The 14,612-nt window shown below is 60.8% G+C and carries 14 protein-coding genes, 1 tRNA gene and 1 pseudogene; 10 read left to right on the top strand and 6 right to left on the bottom strand.

Annotated elements, in window-relative coordinates; genetic code table 11:
- The first annotated feature begins 50 nt into the window (after positions 1-50).
- Positions 51-127 (top strand) — tRNA-Met (locus tag ABK249_RS14215).
- A gap of 141 nt (positions 128-268) precedes the next feature.
- Here ABK249_RS14215 and ABK249_RS14210 read toward each other — a convergent pair.
- The 3 genes from ABK249_RS14210 to ABK249_RS14200 all read right to left on the bottom strand — a co-directional run bounded on the left by ABK249_RS14210 (position 269) and on the right by ABK249_RS14200 (position 4,093).
- On the bottom strand, positions 269-1,813 hold the full coding sequence (locus ABK249_RS14210; protein WP_348863152.1) for a recombinase family protein: 1,545 nt from the start codon (positions 1,811-1,813) through the stop codon (positions 269-271).
- Between the two features lie 12 nt (positions 1,814-1,825).
- The gene (locus tag ABK249_RS14205; protein WP_348863151.1) at positions 1,826-1,981 is read right to left on the bottom strand and encodes a hypothetical protein; all 156 of its coding nucleotides are present in this window, start codon (positions 1,979-1,981) and stop codon (positions 1,826-1,828) included.
- A 1,221-nt stretch (positions 1,982-3,202) separates the two neighbouring features.
- Positions 3,203-4,093, bottom strand: coding sequence for a LysR family transcriptional regulator (locus tag ABK249_RS14200; RefSeq protein ID WP_027508847.1), 891 nt, complete (start codon positions 4,091-4,093; stop codon positions 3,203-3,205).
- A 95-nt stretch (positions 4,094-4,188) separates the two neighbouring features.
- Between ABK249_RS14200 and ABK249_RS14195 the strand changes: the two genes are divergently transcribed.
- From ABK249_RS14195 to ABK249_RS14185, 3 genes are all read left to right on the top strand, one after another.
- Positions 4,189-5,247, top strand: a complete 1,059-nt coding sequence (locus tag ABK249_RS14195; protein ID WP_348863149.1) for an aldo/keto reductase — start codon at positions 4,189-4,191, stop codon at positions 5,245-5,247.
- Positions 5,248-5,343: 96 nt separating this feature from the next.
- Positions 5,344-5,898, top strand: a complete 555-nt coding sequence (locus tag ABK249_RS14190; RefSeq protein ID WP_100771262.1) for a nuclear transport factor 2 family protein — start codon at positions 5,344-5,346, stop codon at positions 5,896-5,898.
- A gap of 104 nt (positions 5,899-6,002) precedes the next feature.
- Complete coding sequence (locus ABK249_RS14185) at positions 6,003-6,329, top strand: Atu4866 domain-containing protein (RefSeq protein ID WP_027508850.1); 327 nt, start codon at positions 6,003-6,005, stop codon at positions 6,327-6,329.
- Positions 6,330-6,433: 104 nt separating this feature from the next.
- On the opposite strand, the gene ABK249_RS14180 is transcribed toward ABK249_RS14185, so the two are convergent.
- A complete protein-coding gene (locus tag ABK249_RS14180; RefSeq protein WP_227704224.1) occupies positions 6,434-7,333 on the bottom strand; it encodes a LysR family transcriptional regulator in 900 nt (299 codons plus the stop codon).
- 95 nt (positions 7,334-7,428) lie between these two features.
- Here ABK249_RS14180 and ABK249_RS14175 point away from each other — a divergent pair, with 95 nt between their 5' ends.
- The 3 genes and pseudogenes from ABK249_RS14175 to ABK249_RS14165 all read left to right on the top strand — a co-directional run bounded on the left by ABK249_RS14175 (position 7,429) and on the right by ABK249_RS14165 (position 9,891).
- A complete protein-coding gene (locus ABK249_RS14175) occupies positions 7,429-8,262 on the top strand; it encodes an SDR family oxidoreductase (RefSeq protein WP_227704223.1) in 834 nt (277 codons plus the stop codon).
- Between the two features lie 52 nt (positions 8,263-8,314).
- A complete protein-coding gene (locus ABK249_RS14170; RefSeq protein ID WP_027508852.1) occupies positions 8,315-8,809 on the top strand; it encodes a lipocalin-like domain-containing protein in 495 nt (164 codons plus the stop codon).
- 102 nt (positions 8,810-8,911) lie between these two features.
- Positions 8,912-9,891, top strand: a pseudogene (locus ABK249_RS14165) (MBL fold metallo-hydrolase).
- Positions 9,892-9,908: 17 nt separating this feature from the next.
- Here the strand turns inward: ABK249_RS14165 and ABK249_RS14160 are convergent.
- On the bottom strand, positions 9,909-10,814 hold the full coding sequence (locus ABK249_RS14160; RefSeq protein WP_227704221.1) for a LysR family transcriptional regulator: 906 nt from the start codon (positions 10,812-10,814) through the stop codon (positions 9,909-9,911).
- 169 nt (positions 10,815-10,983) lie between these two features.
- Here ABK249_RS14160 and ABK249_RS14155 point away from each other — a divergent pair, with 169 nt between their 5' ends.
- Genes ABK249_RS14155 through ABK249_RS14145 form a run of 3 tightly spaced genes read left to right on the top strand, consistent with a single transcriptional unit; the run spans position 10,984 to position 13,713 of the window.
- Positions 10,984-11,976 (top strand): MBL fold metallo-hydrolase, encoded by a 993-nt coding sequence (locus tag ABK249_RS14155; protein WP_227704220.1) that lies wholly within the window; start codon positions 10,984-10,986, stop codon positions 11,974-11,976.
- A gap of 25 nt (positions 11,977-12,001) precedes the next feature.
- The gene (locus tag ABK249_RS14150) at positions 12,002-13,087 is read left to right on the top strand and encodes an aldo/keto reductase (protein ID WP_027508856.1); all 1,086 of its coding nucleotides are present in this window, start codon (positions 12,002-12,004) and stop codon (positions 13,085-13,087) included.
- Between the two features lie 41 nt (positions 13,088-13,128).
- Positions 13,129-13,713 (top strand): dioxygenase family protein, encoded by a 585-nt coding sequence (locus tag ABK249_RS14145; RefSeq protein ID WP_227704219.1) that lies wholly within the window; start codon positions 13,129-13,131, stop codon positions 13,711-13,713.
- A gap of 96 nt (positions 13,714-13,809) precedes the next feature.
- On the opposite strand, the gene ABK249_RS14140 is transcribed toward ABK249_RS14145, so the two are convergent.
- A complete protein-coding gene (locus ABK249_RS14140) occupies positions 13,810-14,547 on the bottom strand; it encodes an SDR family NAD(P)-dependent oxidoreductase (protein ID WP_027508858.1) in 738 nt (245 codons plus the stop codon).
- Positions 14,548-14,612 lie beyond the last annotated feature (65 nt).

The raw sequence follows: 14,612 nt of genomic DNA, 5'->3' as shown, positions 1-14,612 counted from the left end.
CGCTTCGCGCTTACATCACCGCGATAAATCCCAAAGGGATTTACGCTTGGCGCGGGGTGGAGCAGCCCGGTAGCTCGTCAGGCTCATAACCTGAAGGCCGCAGGTTCAAATCCTGCCCCCGCAACCAACGATCCCTGCGATCCCAAAGAGCCCCCTCCGTGGGGCTTTTTGCGTTTCTGGGTGCCGGAAACCGCAGCTTCTCCCATCAGTTCCTTAAGGACTGCCGTCTGTTCGCGGAACTGCGGGTTCTTCTTGCCGCAGGCGAACGTCAGGATCGCCGCCAGATCGCCGCGCAGCACAATCGCGAGTTCATCGCCATTCGGCACCAGTTCGATCCGCTCGACGAGCGTGCGCAGCATCTGCGCTGCACGCCCCCGTGTCTCCTCATTGCCAAGTTGGTCGTGAAGGGCAGCGATCTCCTCGTGGTAATATTTTGCAAGGTTGGGATGCAGCAGGGGCGGCGGTTCGTCAGCGTCATCGAGAATCCCGGCGAGTTCCTTCTTTCGCGCTTCGAGCTTGCCGCTAGCTCCTTCAGCAGATCCACTGGCATCGCGTCCTTGAGATATAGATCGAGGATCTTCTCATGCTCCCGCTCAACCCGTTTGAGTTCGGCTTGGGCGGCTTCGATTGATACACGGGCCTCCATGCGTGCCTTGTTCACCTCACGTGTGAACTCGTCGCAAAACTCCTTGAAGAGTTCCGGTTCCATCAGGTGCTTGTCGAGCCCGTTCAGGATGCTCGCTTCCAGCGTGTCGCGACGGATGTTGAGCCGGTTGTCGCAAGTGCCTTTCGTTCGGGCATTGGTGCATCCGAGCATGTCCTTGGAGATCATCGAATAGCCGCCACCGCAGCAGCCGCATTTGACCAGACCAGTGAACAGGTGTTTTGGGCGCCGGCGGTCGTTCAGGCTCATGTTGTCGCCCGAACGCGCTCCGGGCTCCAACGTCAGCTGGTTCTGTCGCTCCTTCACGAGCTTCCAAATACTTTGGTCGATTATTCGGAGCTCGGGGACGTCCTGGACGACCCAGTCGCTCTCTGGATTAAGACGCGACACGCGCTTGCCTGTGTCCGGATCCTTCAGGTACCGGAGGCGGTTCCAGACCAATTTGCCGACATAGAGTTCATTGTTGAGGATGCCGGTCCCGCGTTTCGGATTGCCGTGGATGGTCGACGGCCCCCATTCGCTGCCCTGCGGACCCGGTACACCTTCGCTGTTCAACATCATCGCGATCGTGCGGGAGGATTTGCCGGCGAGATATTCCGCGAAGATCCGGCGAACGATGTTGGCTTCCACGTCATTGATCGCTCGCTCGCCACGGCTGGCCTCTCCAGAAGAGTCGATCTGCCGCACGACATCGTAGCCATAGCAGAGACCGCCACCCGATTTGCCGTCCTCGACCCGGCCGCGCAGGCCGCGGCGCGTCTTGTCGGCGAGATCCTTCAGGTACAGTGCGCCCATCGTGCCCTTGAGGCCGATATGCAACTCGCTGACTTCCCCCTCAGAAAGTGTGACGATGCTGACGCCGGCAAAGCGCATGCGCTTGTAGAAGCCGGCAATGTCCTCCTGGTCGCGCGAAAGACGGTCCAGCGACTCCGTCAGGATGAGGTCGAACCGGCGCTTGAGGCCGTCGGCGATCAGTTCCTGAACGCCAGGCCGCAGCAGTGATGCGCCGGAGATCGCCCGGTCCGTATAGCTGTCGACGATCGTCCAGCCCTCGCGCTCTGCGCGGGCGCGGCAGATCCGCAGCTGATCCTCGATCGAAGCGTCGCGCTGGTTGTCGGAGGAGTAGCGGGCGTAGAGTGCGACCTTCATGCGGCGATCTCCCTAATCCGGGAGGTGGTCGGGGGATGCGCGCTCCCGTTCGGCTTCGACGAATTTGCGCGCGGCTTGCCGCGCCAGCAGGCGGACGAAGTCGCGAAGGCGCTGATCGGGCTTTGCGGGATCGTAGGCCGGCATGGCCTCGGATGGTTGAAGAACCACCCGGACGCTCCCAGCCGCGCTCCCTTTCCGCTTTGCCACAACGCAATCCTCGCCAGAAAACGGGTCGATCCGTTCCTGGCAAAGAGTGGGGCGTGAGCCCTTATCTGTGAATGCGAATTCCCGGGCATTCTGGAAAACTCCGGCGCATAGCACTGATTTGCCCGCGTCTCACGCGCATTCGGGCGTAGTGAACCGCCCCGGCTTTGCCAGAGACCCCAACTCGTGAGAAGTAGGGTCTATGACAAGCAAAACGACGAACAAATTTTCTCCTGAAGTCCGTGCCCGCGCGGTTCGAATTGCGGGTTTCGGTAATTCGCGGACAGGGATTCCATTAAATCCCGGACAGCAATTTCACTAAATCCGGGACAGCATTTCCGCTAATTCGCGGACAGCGATTCCGGTAAATCCCGGACAGTCTTTCGGGATAAAGAGATCGACTTTCGCACGCGCCGTTTTGCCATTCTGGACCTCGATTTGAACGAGGGGCTGATGAATGGCGAGACGGAAGCAGGCGAGACACATCGGTCATTCCGTTCAAGACAAAGCGAAGTCAGCTCATAGCGCGAAACGGAAATGATTTTCGCTTCGACTGTCTCATTGACGTTGAAATGTACAAGTCTCTGTGGACTCAGGCCCCCGCAACCACGCTTTTCCCCGACGGGACCGCTAAAACTACGATCCTCTACGAGTGGCCATTGTAAGAAGGGCGCTTGATCGCGATGGTATGCGGCATTTGCCCGCGGATGGAGGAATACTCGCGCGGCGTACCATTAGTTCCTGCTGGCCGCGCTATCGGTTTGGGTTGCTGCAAAGGTTAGGTCATTTGAAACGCGCAATTTCAAATAACGAGCCGTCGGTTCGGTTCCCTTCAACTGCAATGCTGGACGTGAATGACCTCGTCTGAGGTTCTGCTCTCTTCAAGAGCGCTACTCAAAAAACCAAGTAGTCATGCGCACCGAGTAAGCAACAAACGCTTATGGGTCGAAAAACCAGATCGGGCCCCGAGTTCCTAAGAAAGCCCCTCCTGCCAAGCCTGGTAGACGGTCGTTATGCTGAGGCGAAAACCCGGGCTGCAGGTAATTCGTCCGCTGCCGTACGAACGAATGTCAAGGCTCGCCGCGATCGGTTCAGGGCCTTACGGATAATCGTGGTCCTCAGGGCGTCAGCGTTGACGTGGCCGCCCGGTAGCACCTGTCACGGCAGCGATGTTGCGGGTGGTCGCTATCGCCACCGCTTTATATGGTCGATGAGTGCCCGAAGCTTGGGAGGAAGATTGCGCCGGCTGGGATAGTAAAGAAAGAAGCCGGCAAACGGAGGGCAATAGTCCTGAAGGAGAGGGACCAGTTGACCGGATTCGACATAAGGTTTGAAGGTGTCCTCCATTCCGAAGGTGATGCCGCCGCCGGCACAGGCTGTGCGGATCATCAGCCACATGTCGTTGGTGGTAATCTGCGGGTCGACAGCCACGTCGAACTCCCGTCCATGCTGACCGAATTCCCAACGATAGGGTGCGCTGTGTGGCGCTGGACGCCAGCCGATACAACGATGCGTTGAGAGTTCCGAAGGATGTCCAGGCTTGCCGAAACGTTCGATGTAGGACGGCGCAGCAAAGGCGCCCTGGCGCTGCTCGCCCGACACCGGAACGGCGATCATGTCCTGATCGATGACTTCGCCCAGTCGTACCCCCGCATCATAGCCTTGCGCGACAATGTCAAACTCGTCGTCCGTGACGGTCACGTCAATCTGAATGGCAGGAAATGCGTCCGCGAAACGCGCAAGAAGCGGCCCTGAGATGAACTGCTCGGCGATGGATGACACCGCCAGCCTCAAAAACCCGCTCGGTGCGTTGTCGCGGTCCGCCGTCGCGTCGAGCGCCAGTCCGACTTCGGAAATAGCCGGCGCCACCCGCTTATACAGTTGTTCGCCGGCCTCTGTGAGACTGACACTGCGCGTCGTGCGCTGGACGAGCGCGACACCCAGCCTATCCTCGAGGCGTCGGATGGTCTGGCTAACGGCTGGCCTCGTAACGCCCAAATTCTCCGCGGCCACGCGAAAACTCCGCGCTTCGGCGACGGCCAGGAAAACAGAAAGGCCATTCAGATCGATTTCCATTGGTTAGAAGCAGTTACCACAGTAGTCATCATTGGGCAAATTGTTCGCTCCCATCGACGCGTCTACCATGGATCTCACAGCTAGGAGACAGCCGAATGACGCTTGATCACTACAAACTTCTTGGACGGTCGGGCTTGCGAGTTTCGCCGTTGAGCCTCGGAACGATGACCTTCGGTTCCGACTGGGGATGGGGGGCGGACGGTGACGAGGCCCGCCGTATCTTCGATCTCTATGTCGACCGTGGCGGCAACTTCGTGGACACGTCGGTCAATTACACCGACGGCCGCGCCGAGCGCCTGCTTGGGACCTTCATCGGCGACAAGCGCGAGCGGATCGTCCTTGCGACGAAATTTACGATGGCACGCGAACTGGGCGACCCGAACTCCGGAGGCAACCACCGCCTGAACATGGTGCGGTCCGTCGAGCAGAGCCTGACGCAGCTCGGCACGGACCGCATCGACCTCCTTTATCTGCATGCATGGGACATGACGACCCGGCCGGACGAGATCATGCGAGCACTAGACGACCTCGTTCGCACCGGGAAAGTCCTCTATCTCGGCATCTGCAACACACCTGCATGGCGCGTTGCACAGATGCAGACGCTCGCCGACATGCGCGGCTGGTCTCCTTTCGTGGCGCTGCAGATCGAATACAGCCTCGTGGAGCGGACCGTCGAGCACGAGCTTCTGCCGGCGGCTGAGGCTTTGGGCCTCGGCGTGCTTCCGTGGTCGCCGCTCGGCGGTGGCGTCCTCACGGGCAAATATTCCCTTGCCGACGTCGAGGATTCGCAGGAGGCGACGGTGTCTGCCAGCCGAAAGGGTGTCATAGCTTCGTCCGGACATCTGAACGAGCGTGCGATCGAGATTGCGGACGAGGTTCGAGCCGTCGCCGAAGAGGTCGACTCTACACCATCGCGGGTAGCGCTTGCCTGGACGCTGGCCAATCCGACCGTCGTCTCCCCCATCATCGGCGCCCGCACGCTCGCCCAGGCCGAGGACAATCTCGGAGCTCTGGATCTGGTCCTTGCACCGGAACAGCTGGAACGACTGGACCGGATCAGCGCACCGAGTCCCGTCTTTCCCGCCCGCTTCACGCAGCGCCCCCTTGTCCAACAACTGATCTTCGGTGGTGCCGCGGTCGAACGCCGCGACTGACCGCGGAGACGACGTGAGGCCTGTCGACGATGCGCTCAGCTCCACGGTCGGTCGACAGGTTTCATCAACCCTCAGCAACTGGAAAGGACCGATACCATGACCAATCTTTTGAGAGACCGCCGGACCGCCCGCCCGAGCCGAACAGCTCTGATCGCATTGGGATTGCTGTCGCTCGCCCTGCCGGGCGCAGCCATCGCCAACACCGCGGCAACGCAGGTGCAGGCTACGGACAGCGCCGCGATCGAGCAACGGAACAAGGCAATCGTCGAAGCCGCCTTCGAAAAATGGCGTGGGGGTACCTACGTCTTCGCGGAACTTCTCGCTCCCGATGTCGTCTGGACGATCCATGGCTCCGGGCCGGTTGCCGGCACCTATCGCAACCAGCAGGACTTTGTCGAACAGGCATCGCGCCCCTTGACCAGCCGCCTCGCGACGCCGATCGTGCCGGAGGTGCATAACATCTTCGCCGACGGTGACACGATCATCATCCGCTTTGACGGAACGGCGACCACGACGTCGGGCGCGCCGTATAGCAACCAGTTCGTCTGGATATTGAAGATGAAGGATGGCCTCGTCGTCAATGCGGAAGCCTTCCTGGACCTCGTTGCCTATCAGCAGGTGGTCGACAACAACGCCCCGCGTACCCAATGACGGGCGCCCGGCTTCGGCAGGCAGGCACGTCTGCCGAGCCGCCACCGCGCATCCATGCGCGACCTCTCCAGACCGACAGTTTCATCGTTTAATGGAGCCAAACCATGCGACCGGCATTTGCAGCACTCGTGGCCGCCACCCTTTCAATTCAATCCGTAGAAGCACGCGAGACAAATTTGCAGCCGAACCATCCCTACGTCGGCATGTGGGTCACCGACGACAACCGCGTTCGTCACGAACTTCTGCCGAACGGACGCTATGTCGAAGCCCGTGGCCAGCGCGAGCGAGCCTATGAAGGCCGATACGAAGTCGAGGGCACGCATATCGAGTACTGGGACGACACGGGTTTCACCGCCAACGGCGATTTCGTCGATGCCGACACATTGCACCATGGGGGCATGATCTTGCGCCGCAAACCAGCGACGCCTTGAGTCATTGGGTAAACCTCCGCGATGCGGAAACTGTTCGAAGCAATGGGTGCCGCAGGTCTTCCTCGAGCCATCTGACAGGGCGGAGGCCATTCCCCCACCGCCCGTCATCGTGCCTTGTCCACCTCTCGCAGGAGATCGATGAAGGCCCGTAACGGGGACGGCACGTGCCGGCTGCGCGGGTAGTAGAGCGCCAGCCCCGGTGTCGGCGGACACCATTCATCAAGTACCGTCACCAACTGGCCCGACGCCAGAAACGGCCGGGCGAAATATTCGGGCACATAGGCGATACCGCGCCCATCCGCCGCCGCCTGCACGAGAAGATCATTGTCATCGAGAGTGAGATTGCCCGGCACGTCGATCACGACTTCGGCGCCGCGTTTGGAAAATTCCCAGCGATAGCGCTTTCCGCTCGGTAGACGTTGGCGGATGCAGCAATGCGCATTCAGGTCGTCTGGTGTGTTCGGTCTTGCTTTGCCGTCGAGGTAGGACGGCGCTGTCACGGCAAGGAAACGCACGTCGCCGCCGAACTTCACTGCGATCATGTCTCGGGGCACCGCCTCGAACAGTCGGACGCCCGCATCGAAACCCTCTTCCACGATATCGACAAGCCGGCCTTCCGAAACCAGATCAAGCTCGACATCGGGATAAAGATCGAGAAAACGCGGCACTACGGTTTGGAGCAGGATACGGGCGCCGCTCTTGTTCGCATTTATCCGCAGTGTGCCGCTGGGGGTGCCGCGTTCTTCCGAGAGGGTATCGAGCGCCTGGTCGAGATCCTGAAGAACCGGATCGAGCCGCGCGACCAGGCGCGCACCGGCCTGGGTTAGCGACACGCTGCGTGTCGTCCGGTTGAAGAGCCGGACGCCCAATTTTCCTTCGAGCCCGATGATCGAGTGGCTGAGTGCGGAGCGCGAAACGCCCATGACGTCGGCCGCTCTGCGGAAGCTCCGGTGGCTGGCCACCGCCGCGAAGGCGGCAAGATCGTTCAGGCTGGGGCGCACCATTCGTGATTTATCCTCACCATCTCATCTCATATTGCCAATCTTATATCACCAATCCTCCAGGTCTACATTCGGAGATGAACAGATGAGGAGATCACATGCCAAAGACATGGTTCATCACCGGCGCTTCTTCGGGACTCGGCTTGGAGATGACGCAGCAATTGCTTGCACAGGGACATACGGTCGTCGCGACCGTTCGCCAGCCAGGGTCACTGACGCGAGTCCGGCAGACTTACGGCGAGCGTTTGGACATCGTTGCGCTCGATCTGGTCCAGCCCAAGAGCATTAGGTCGGCTGTCGAAGGCGCCTTCAAGCGTCACGGTCGGATAGACGTCGTCGTCAGCAATGCAGGCTACGGCCTGTTCGGTGCTGCGGAAGAGCTCACTGATGAAGAGATCGACCGGCAAATTGCCACCAACCTGACGGGATCCATTCATCTGATCCGTGCCGCATTGCCCCTTTTGCGAAAACAAGGCGAGGGGCGGATCGTCCAGGTCTCGTCCGAAGGGGGGCAGATCGCCTATCCGGGCTTCAGCCTCTATCATGCCACCAAGTGGGGCATCGAGGGCTTCGTCGAATCCGTCGCACACGAAGTGGCGCCTTTCGGTGTCGACTTCATCATCGCCGAACCGGGGCCGACTGGCACGAGTTTTGGAGCCAATCTCGTCCGTGCAGAACCCATGGGCGCCTATGAGGACACCCCCGCCGGCGCTGTTCGCCGCGCGATCGGCGATGGAAGCTTCGAAATCAAGGGAGATGCCGCGCGCACTGCCGCCGCAATCCTATCGGCGGCCGAGAGCGCAACGCCGCCATTGCGGCTGGCATTGGGCAGCACGGCCTATTCCTCTATCTCACAGGCGCTCTCGGCACGCCTGTCCGCTATCGAGGCGCAGCGGGAAGTGGCGAATTCCGCCGATCGGCAGGACCTGTGAACCGCGACAAGCGCCTGGAAACACAGACCTCATGAACAGGAAAGGAAACACCATGTCCATCCGACCAGCCATTTTGGCGCTCGCCGTCAGCATTTCGTCGTCTGCCTTCGCGCAGACCGCCACAGAAAACCAGATCGTAGGCACCTGGCGCATGATGTCGGCGACGATCGACCCCGGCGGGAAAAATATCGCCGCCTATGGAGAGAAGCCTAACGGTCTTCTCGTCTTCACGCCCGACATGCACTTCGTGGAGGTTCTGACCGACGCCGAGATCCCGCCGTTTGCTTCCAATGTTCGTGGTGAGGGAACGGACGATGAAAATCGCACGGCCATGGCGCGCAGCATCGGGTTTTTCGGAACCTACACCGTTGATGAGAAGGGCGAATTCAGCGGAAACCGTGTCGAGGGATCGACATTCCCGAACTGGATCGGCAGCGTGCGAACACGTGATGATCTCACGCTCGTCGTCGATGGCGACCGTATGACCGAAAATTTCCGGCGACCGGACGGGACCAGAATCAGGATCGAATTCCAGCGCGTGAAATGAGGCCCGGCAGGCGGGGGTTCGGACACGGTCTTGACCTGTCGCTAACGAGCTTCCGTCCTTCGGTCAAGACCAAGGACGGAAGCCATCCGGAGGAGGAAAGCCATGCTCTTCAATCGTCGTTCCATGTTCAAGGCGGGAGCCGCCGTAACCGCGTTGGCGCTTTCAACGCCTCAAATCATGACCCGCGCCGCCTTCGCAGCCGCTCCACCAAGACCAGAGGTCACCAACAGCGGTTTCCATCGCTTCATGCTGGGCAAGTTCGAGATCACCGTCATCCTGGATGGCATGCGGACATTCGACGGACCTCATCCGACCTTCGGTGCCGATCAAAGTGCCGACGAGGTCGCATCCTTGATGAACGCCAACTTTTTGCCGTCGGATCGGATGATCGGGCAATTCAACCCGGTCCTGGTGAACACAGGCACCGAACTCATCCTCTTCGACACCGGCAACGGGCAGGAAGGCAGGGAGTTCGGAACCGGACACCTGGCGAGCCGTATCACAGCATCTGGCTATACGCCGGCCGATGTGACAATCGTCGCGATTTCTCATCTGCATGCCGACCACATCAACGGCCTCATGGAGGGCGACCGTCCGGCGTTCAGCCAGGCGCGATATGTCGTCAGCCAAGCGGAATGGGACTTCTGGGCTTTCACCGACTTTGCAGGAACGCCCGCCGCCGTGCATGCGACGGCCATCCAGAGAAAGGTCCTGCCCCTCGGGGGGAAAATGACTTTCATCAGCGCCGGCGCGTCGATTGCGCCGGGTGTGACGAGCATGGTGGCCGCCGGACACACGCCCGGTCACATGGCGTTCCTGCTGGAATCGGCAGGCCGCAGCCTGCTTTTGACCGGCGACACGGCGAACCATTTCGTCGCTTCCCTGCAGAAGCCGGATTGGGAAGTTTCTTTCGACATGGACAAGGGCGCTGCCGCCAACAGCCGCAAAAGGATATTCGGCATGCTGGCTGCCGAAAGAATTCCGTTTATCGGCTATCACATGCCTCATCCTTCAGCCGGCTACGTAGAGCCCTTCGATACGGTTTCCGCTTCGTGCCGGTGAGCTATCAATTCCTGATCTGACGCCGGCGGAAACGGATTTATCCCCTGGCCTGCCAGTCGTAGCTCCGCATGTAGTCGAGAAAGGCGCGCATGGCGGCGCTCGGGAGGCGGCGGCTGGGGTAGTATAAAAACCAGTGCGGTAAGGTGGGGCTCCAGTCGGTGAGAAGCTCCACCAGCCGGCCGGTTTGGATATGCGGCTTGGCGTAGTCATCCAAGACATGGGCAATCCCTCTGCCTGCCAGCGCAGCTTGCAGTTCGTTATGGGCGGAGCTGACCGTCAATCGGCCCGTTGGCGTGACTTCAATCTCTTCGCCCGCCTCGTCGAACTGCCAGGTGACGAGCGTGCCGCCTGGGAACCGACGTCTTACACAGTCGTGATTGACAAGTTCGTGCGGTGTCTGCGGCTGTCCCCACCTTCCGATATAATCCGGTGAAGCGACGATGGCGTAGCGAAGTGCAGGGCCAAGCGGCAGCGCGATCATGTCCTGCGCCAGCTGCTTGCCGAACCTGACACCGGCATCGAAACCCTGCTCCACGATATCGATGACGGCCGCATCGCTGATGATCTCGATTTTCACCTCTTGATAGGCATCCAAGAAATCGAACACCAGCGGACAGAGAAAATGATCGACGGCCGGCGCGGGCGCGTTGATCCTGAGCGTGCCGGATGGGCTGTCCCGCAGTTCATCGACCTCGGCGATGGCGAGCCTGATGTCGCCCAATGCAGGTGCCAGGCGTTCAAGAAGGCGCTGGCCTGCCTCCGTGGGGAACACGCTCCTCGTCGTTCGATTGAGGAGCCGGATACCTAGAGCCTCTTCCAGGGCGTTCATCGTTTGGCTCAAGGCCGATGAAGAGACCCCTCGCTCAAGCGCTGCCGCGCGGAAACCGCCGCAACGCACGATGGCCACGAAAACGTCGAAGCTGTCCAGACGAAGAGGGTTCATTGAGAAGCATTTCTAATCAAGCTGATAAACTTAGCGCAGCTTATCAGATCAATCGTCCGGTGTCATGGTTGGCGTAGAGTTCAACGCCGCGCTCCATCCGGTTCCTTTGCGGGTCATTTAGGCCCCTGCGTAGCGAAGCCGAGCGTGCCCAATGCGAAAGGGAAGACCGATGAATGCCTTCACCCTCAACAGACGCGCTGTCATGCTGTCCGCCGTCGCAGGCGCATCAAGCATGCTCATACCCGGCCTGGCCGGTTCCGGCGCAGCCAACGCCCAGGCCACGCCCGCGCCCGCTGGCAATGCCGGGCATTACCGCTTCCGCGTCGGGGACATCAGCGCGACAGTGTTGAGCGACGGCGTGATCGGTGGCCCGCCGCGCGTCTATGCAAGCGATGCGCCGGAAGCCGAGCTTCAGGAGGTCCTGCGGCAGGCTTTTCTTCCGGCCGATCACATGACACTCAACCTCAACACGCTGCTGATCGAAACCGGCGGCCGGCGCATTCTGATCGAAGCCGGAGCCGGCAAGACCATGGGCCCGAACGGCGGCCAGATCTTTGATAACCTCACGGCTGTGGGCCTCGCGCCAGCGGACATCGACGCGATCGTTATCTCCCATACTCACCCTGATCACGTGGGTAACTTGAGAACCGCACATGGCGGCAAGGCCTTTCCCCGCGCCACGGTCTTTGTCCCGAAGGCGGACTGGGACTTCTTCGTCCGCACCGATCCGGATCTCTCCTACATGCCGGTGCCGGAGGAGTTCCGCCTGCGCTTCGCCGCAAACATCAAGAACAGCCTCACGCCGTTCATGAACGATGTGGAGCTTTACGAAGCCGGCGCCGAGATCGTGCCGGGCCTGACGACGATCGTCGCATCCGGACACACGCCGGGCATGGCTACCTTCCTGGTCCATTCCGGAAGCGATCAGTTGCTGCTGACGGCGGACCTGGCCTATCACCCCGTCGTCAACGTCGACAGGCCGTGGCTTCCAGGCCCGGACCGCGACAAGGAAACCGCTCTTGCCTCCCGTCGGCGCATCTTTGACAGGGCGGCCGCCGATCGTATCCCCGTGCTCGGCTTCCATTTTCCCTTCCCCGGCCTCGGCCGGATCTTGAAAACCGACGGCGGTTACGCCTGGGTCCCCGCCAACTGGCAGTTTTGACGATTAAGGAAACAGGAGAGCTCTCATGGACCAGTCAAAGATCAACAGGCGCGATTTCCTCGGCACGATGGGCGCGGCGGCGACAGGGCTGGCATTTGCCAGCCAAGCTGCGGCGCAAACCCAGGAAACGAATGTGGCGTCGCCAACAACTGGATCAAACCCGGACGTTCTTACCCGCACCTTGCCGCGGACCGGCGAAAGGGTCACGGCGCTGGGTCTCGGCACCTTCCTCACCTTCGACCTGAAGCCCGGTGACCGACGCGACGCTTTGCGTCAGGTCTTCGAGCGGTACGTCGCCGCAGGCGGCCGTGTGGTCGACACGTCGCCGCTTTACGGCTCGGCCGAGGTCAGCGTCGGCCAATTCATGGGAGAGTTCGACGGTTCGGACGAGATATTCCTCGCCAACAAGGTCTGGTCAACGGGAGAGTATCTCGGCGACGAAAGCCACGCGATGGAAAGCTTCTGCCAATCGCGCATGCGCACATGGCGCGACACGATCAATCTCATGCAATGCCACAGCATTACCAATGCGCCGGTCGTCGTCCCGCTCATGAAGGCCTGGAAGAAGGAAGGCCTCATACGCCATGTCGGCGTGACCCACCACGAGTCGGCGGCGCAGGACCAGCTCCTGGCGATCGTCCAACGCGATGATGTCGACTTCATCCAGACGAACTACTCGATCTTCAACCGCGACGCCGAACGCCGTCTTCTTCCCGCTGCGGCCGACAAGGGCGTCGGCGTGCTGATCAATCTGCCGCTCGAAAAGGCCCGCCTGATGAAGGTGGTCGAGGGCCATGAGCTTCCCGGTTTTGCAGCCGAGTTCGGAGCGACGAGTTGGGCGCAGTTCTTCCTGAAATGGGTCATGGCGCATCCTGCCGTCACGAGCGTACTCTGCGGCACGTCCAACCCCGACCACATGAGCGACAATGTCCAGGCGATGAAGGGCCCGCTTCCCGATGAGCGGATGCGTGCCCGCATGGTCGCACATATGGAAACGATTCCCGGCTTTGGGTCCATCGGCACGATGCCGTGGTATCCCGGCAAGGAGAATATGTATGCCGGTCTTATCCGGGAGGCGCAGGCTAACGCCGCGCAACGCCTGCAGCCTTAACGGCGCGCCGATTAACCCGCCATTACACTGGGAGACCGGTCTTGTCCTCCACCAGACGCTCGCTTCTGACTGTCTTTCTGACGCTGCCTCTCATTGAGGCTGCAAGAACGAGGGCGTTTGCGCAGGCCGCTCCCGAGCTGCCGCTCACCCCCGCATGTGACGATGGAGACGAACCGACCCTGGAACGGGAAGCCGGTCCCTTCTTCAGGCCGAACTCACCGCTCAACCGGGATCTCTATCCGGATGCACCCGGAGGCGAGCGAATAACCGTCGCCGGCTTCGTCTTCGACAATCGCTGCCGGCCTTTAGCCGGCAGCCTCGTCGAGGTCTGGCAAGCCGATGAGAAAGGCGACTATGACAGCGTGGGGTTCCGCCTGCGCGGACACCAGTTCACCGACACGCAGGGGCGGTGGTGGTTCAACACCATCGTACCCGCGCTTGATCCCGGCCGAACGCGCCATTTTCATTTCAAGGTCCAGCGTCCGGGTAGGCGCGTTCTCACCACCCAGCTCTATTTCCCCGGAGAGCCCGGAAATGCCGGAGACAGGTTGTTTGACGAGGCGCTGCTCCTCGACATCAGGCAAACCGATGACGGAAGGTTCGGACGGTTTGATTTCGTGACGTAACGAAGGAAAGCTGCCGGAAAGGGCAGGATTCAGTCACGCTACGAGTTGGAAGCCGGACGCCGTAAAACACGGCGTCCGGACGATGCGAGGCCAAAATCACGCGTTGAAGCCTGCATCCACACTGAGAACCGCACCCGTAATCAGATTCGCACCTGGACCTGCCAGAAATGCGACGGCGCTAGCGACTTCGCGTGGCTCGCCAAAACGGCCGAGCGACGTGAGGCTCCGCTGATGATCGGCGTTCTCGCCATTGGCAGGGTTCATCTCCGTATCGGTCGATCCCGGCAGAACGAGGTTCACCGTAATACCTTGAGGGCCAAGTTCACGCGAAAGGCCTCGTGTGAACGACAGAAGTGCCGACTTCGACATGGCGTAGGCCGTCACCCCTGGGAATGGAACACGCTCCGCAAGCGCGGAGCCGATCGAGATGATCCTGCCTCCGGATGACAGATGCGGGATCGCCGCCTGTGCGAAAAGGACGGGCGCGCGAACGTTGACGTCAAGCATGGCCTGCAGGTCGGCGAGCGCCAGATCCGCAGTCATGCCGGCGGTTCCGATGGCCGCGCTGTTGACGAGGATATCAAGTCCTCCAAGGGTGTCGACCGTCTGGCCGACGGCGCGATGGATGGCGTCCGGGTCGGCGCTGTCGGCCTGAATGGCAAGCCCGCGCCGTCCTTTTTCCTCGATAGTCTGAACCACCGATGCAGCCCTGTCTGCTGAGCGCTGATAGGTGAACGCGACATCCGCGCCCTTCTCGGCGAGCGCAATCGCGATCGCGGCTCCTATACCTCGGGAGCCGCCATTCACCAGGGCACGCTTTCCAAGCAATTCCATCTTTAATTCCTTTATGCAGTGATCGATGCATAAATAGCTAGCGGCATTGCAAATTGCCGTCAACG

This window comes from Neorhizobium phenanthreniclasticum (assembly GCF_040066075.1).
In the GTDB taxonomy this organism is placed as follows: Bacteria; Pseudomonadota; Alphaproteobacteria; order Rhizobiales; family Rhizobiaceae; genus Neorhizobium; species Neorhizobium petrolearium.
This window is presented reverse-complemented; position numbering and strand designations above follow the sequence as displayed.

Bases quoted from the DNA above. Each gene is read 5' to 3' on its own strand.
- ABK249_RS14140 (WP_027508858.1), bottom strand. From the start codon at position 14,547: ATGGAATTGCTTGGAAAGCGTGCCCTGGTGAATGGCGGCTCCCGAGGT.
- ABK249_RS14160 (WP_227704221.1), bottom strand. From the start codon at position 10,814: ATGAACCCTCTTCGTCTGGACAGCTTCGACGTTTTCGTGGCCATCGTG.
- ABK249_RS14210 (WP_348863152.1), bottom strand. From the start codon at position 1,813: ATGAAGGTCGCACTCTACGCCCGCTACTCCTCCGACAACCAGCGCGAC.
- ABK249_RS14170 (WP_027508852.1), top strand. From the start codon at position 8,315: ATGTCCATCCGACCAGCCATTTTGGCGCTCGCCGTCAGCATTTCGTCG.
- ABK249_RS14195 (WP_348863149.1), top strand. From the start codon at position 4,189: ATGACGCTTGATCACTACAAACTTCTTGGACGGTCGGGCTTGCGAGTT.
- ABK249_RS14175 (WP_227704223.1), top strand. From the start codon at position 7,429: ATGCCAAAGACATGGTTCATCACCGGCGCTTCTTCGGGACTCGGCTTG.
- ABK249_RS14180 (WP_227704224.1), bottom strand. From the start codon at position 7,333: ATGGTGCGCCCCAGCCTGAACGATCTTGCCGCCTTCGCGGCGGTGGCC.
- ABK249_RS14200 (WP_027508847.1), bottom strand. From the start codon at position 4,093: ATGGAAATCGATCTGAATGGCCTTTCTGTTTTCCTGGCCGTCGCCGAA.
- ABK249_RS14155 (WP_227704220.1), top strand. From the start codon at position 10,984: ATGAATGCCTTCACCCTCAACAGACGCGCTGTCATGCTGTCCGCCGTC.
- ABK249_RS14190 (WP_100771262.1), top strand. From the start codon at position 5,344: ATGACCAATCTTTTGAGAGACCGCCGGACCGCCCGCCCGAGCCGAACA.
- ABK249_RS14185 (WP_027508850.1), top strand. From the start codon at position 6,003: ATGCGACCGGCATTTGCAGCACTCGTGGCCGCCACCCTTTCAATTCAA.
- ABK249_RS14150 (WP_027508856.1), top strand. From the start codon at position 12,002: ATGGACCAGTCAAAGATCAACAGGCGCGATTTCCTCGGCACGATGGGC.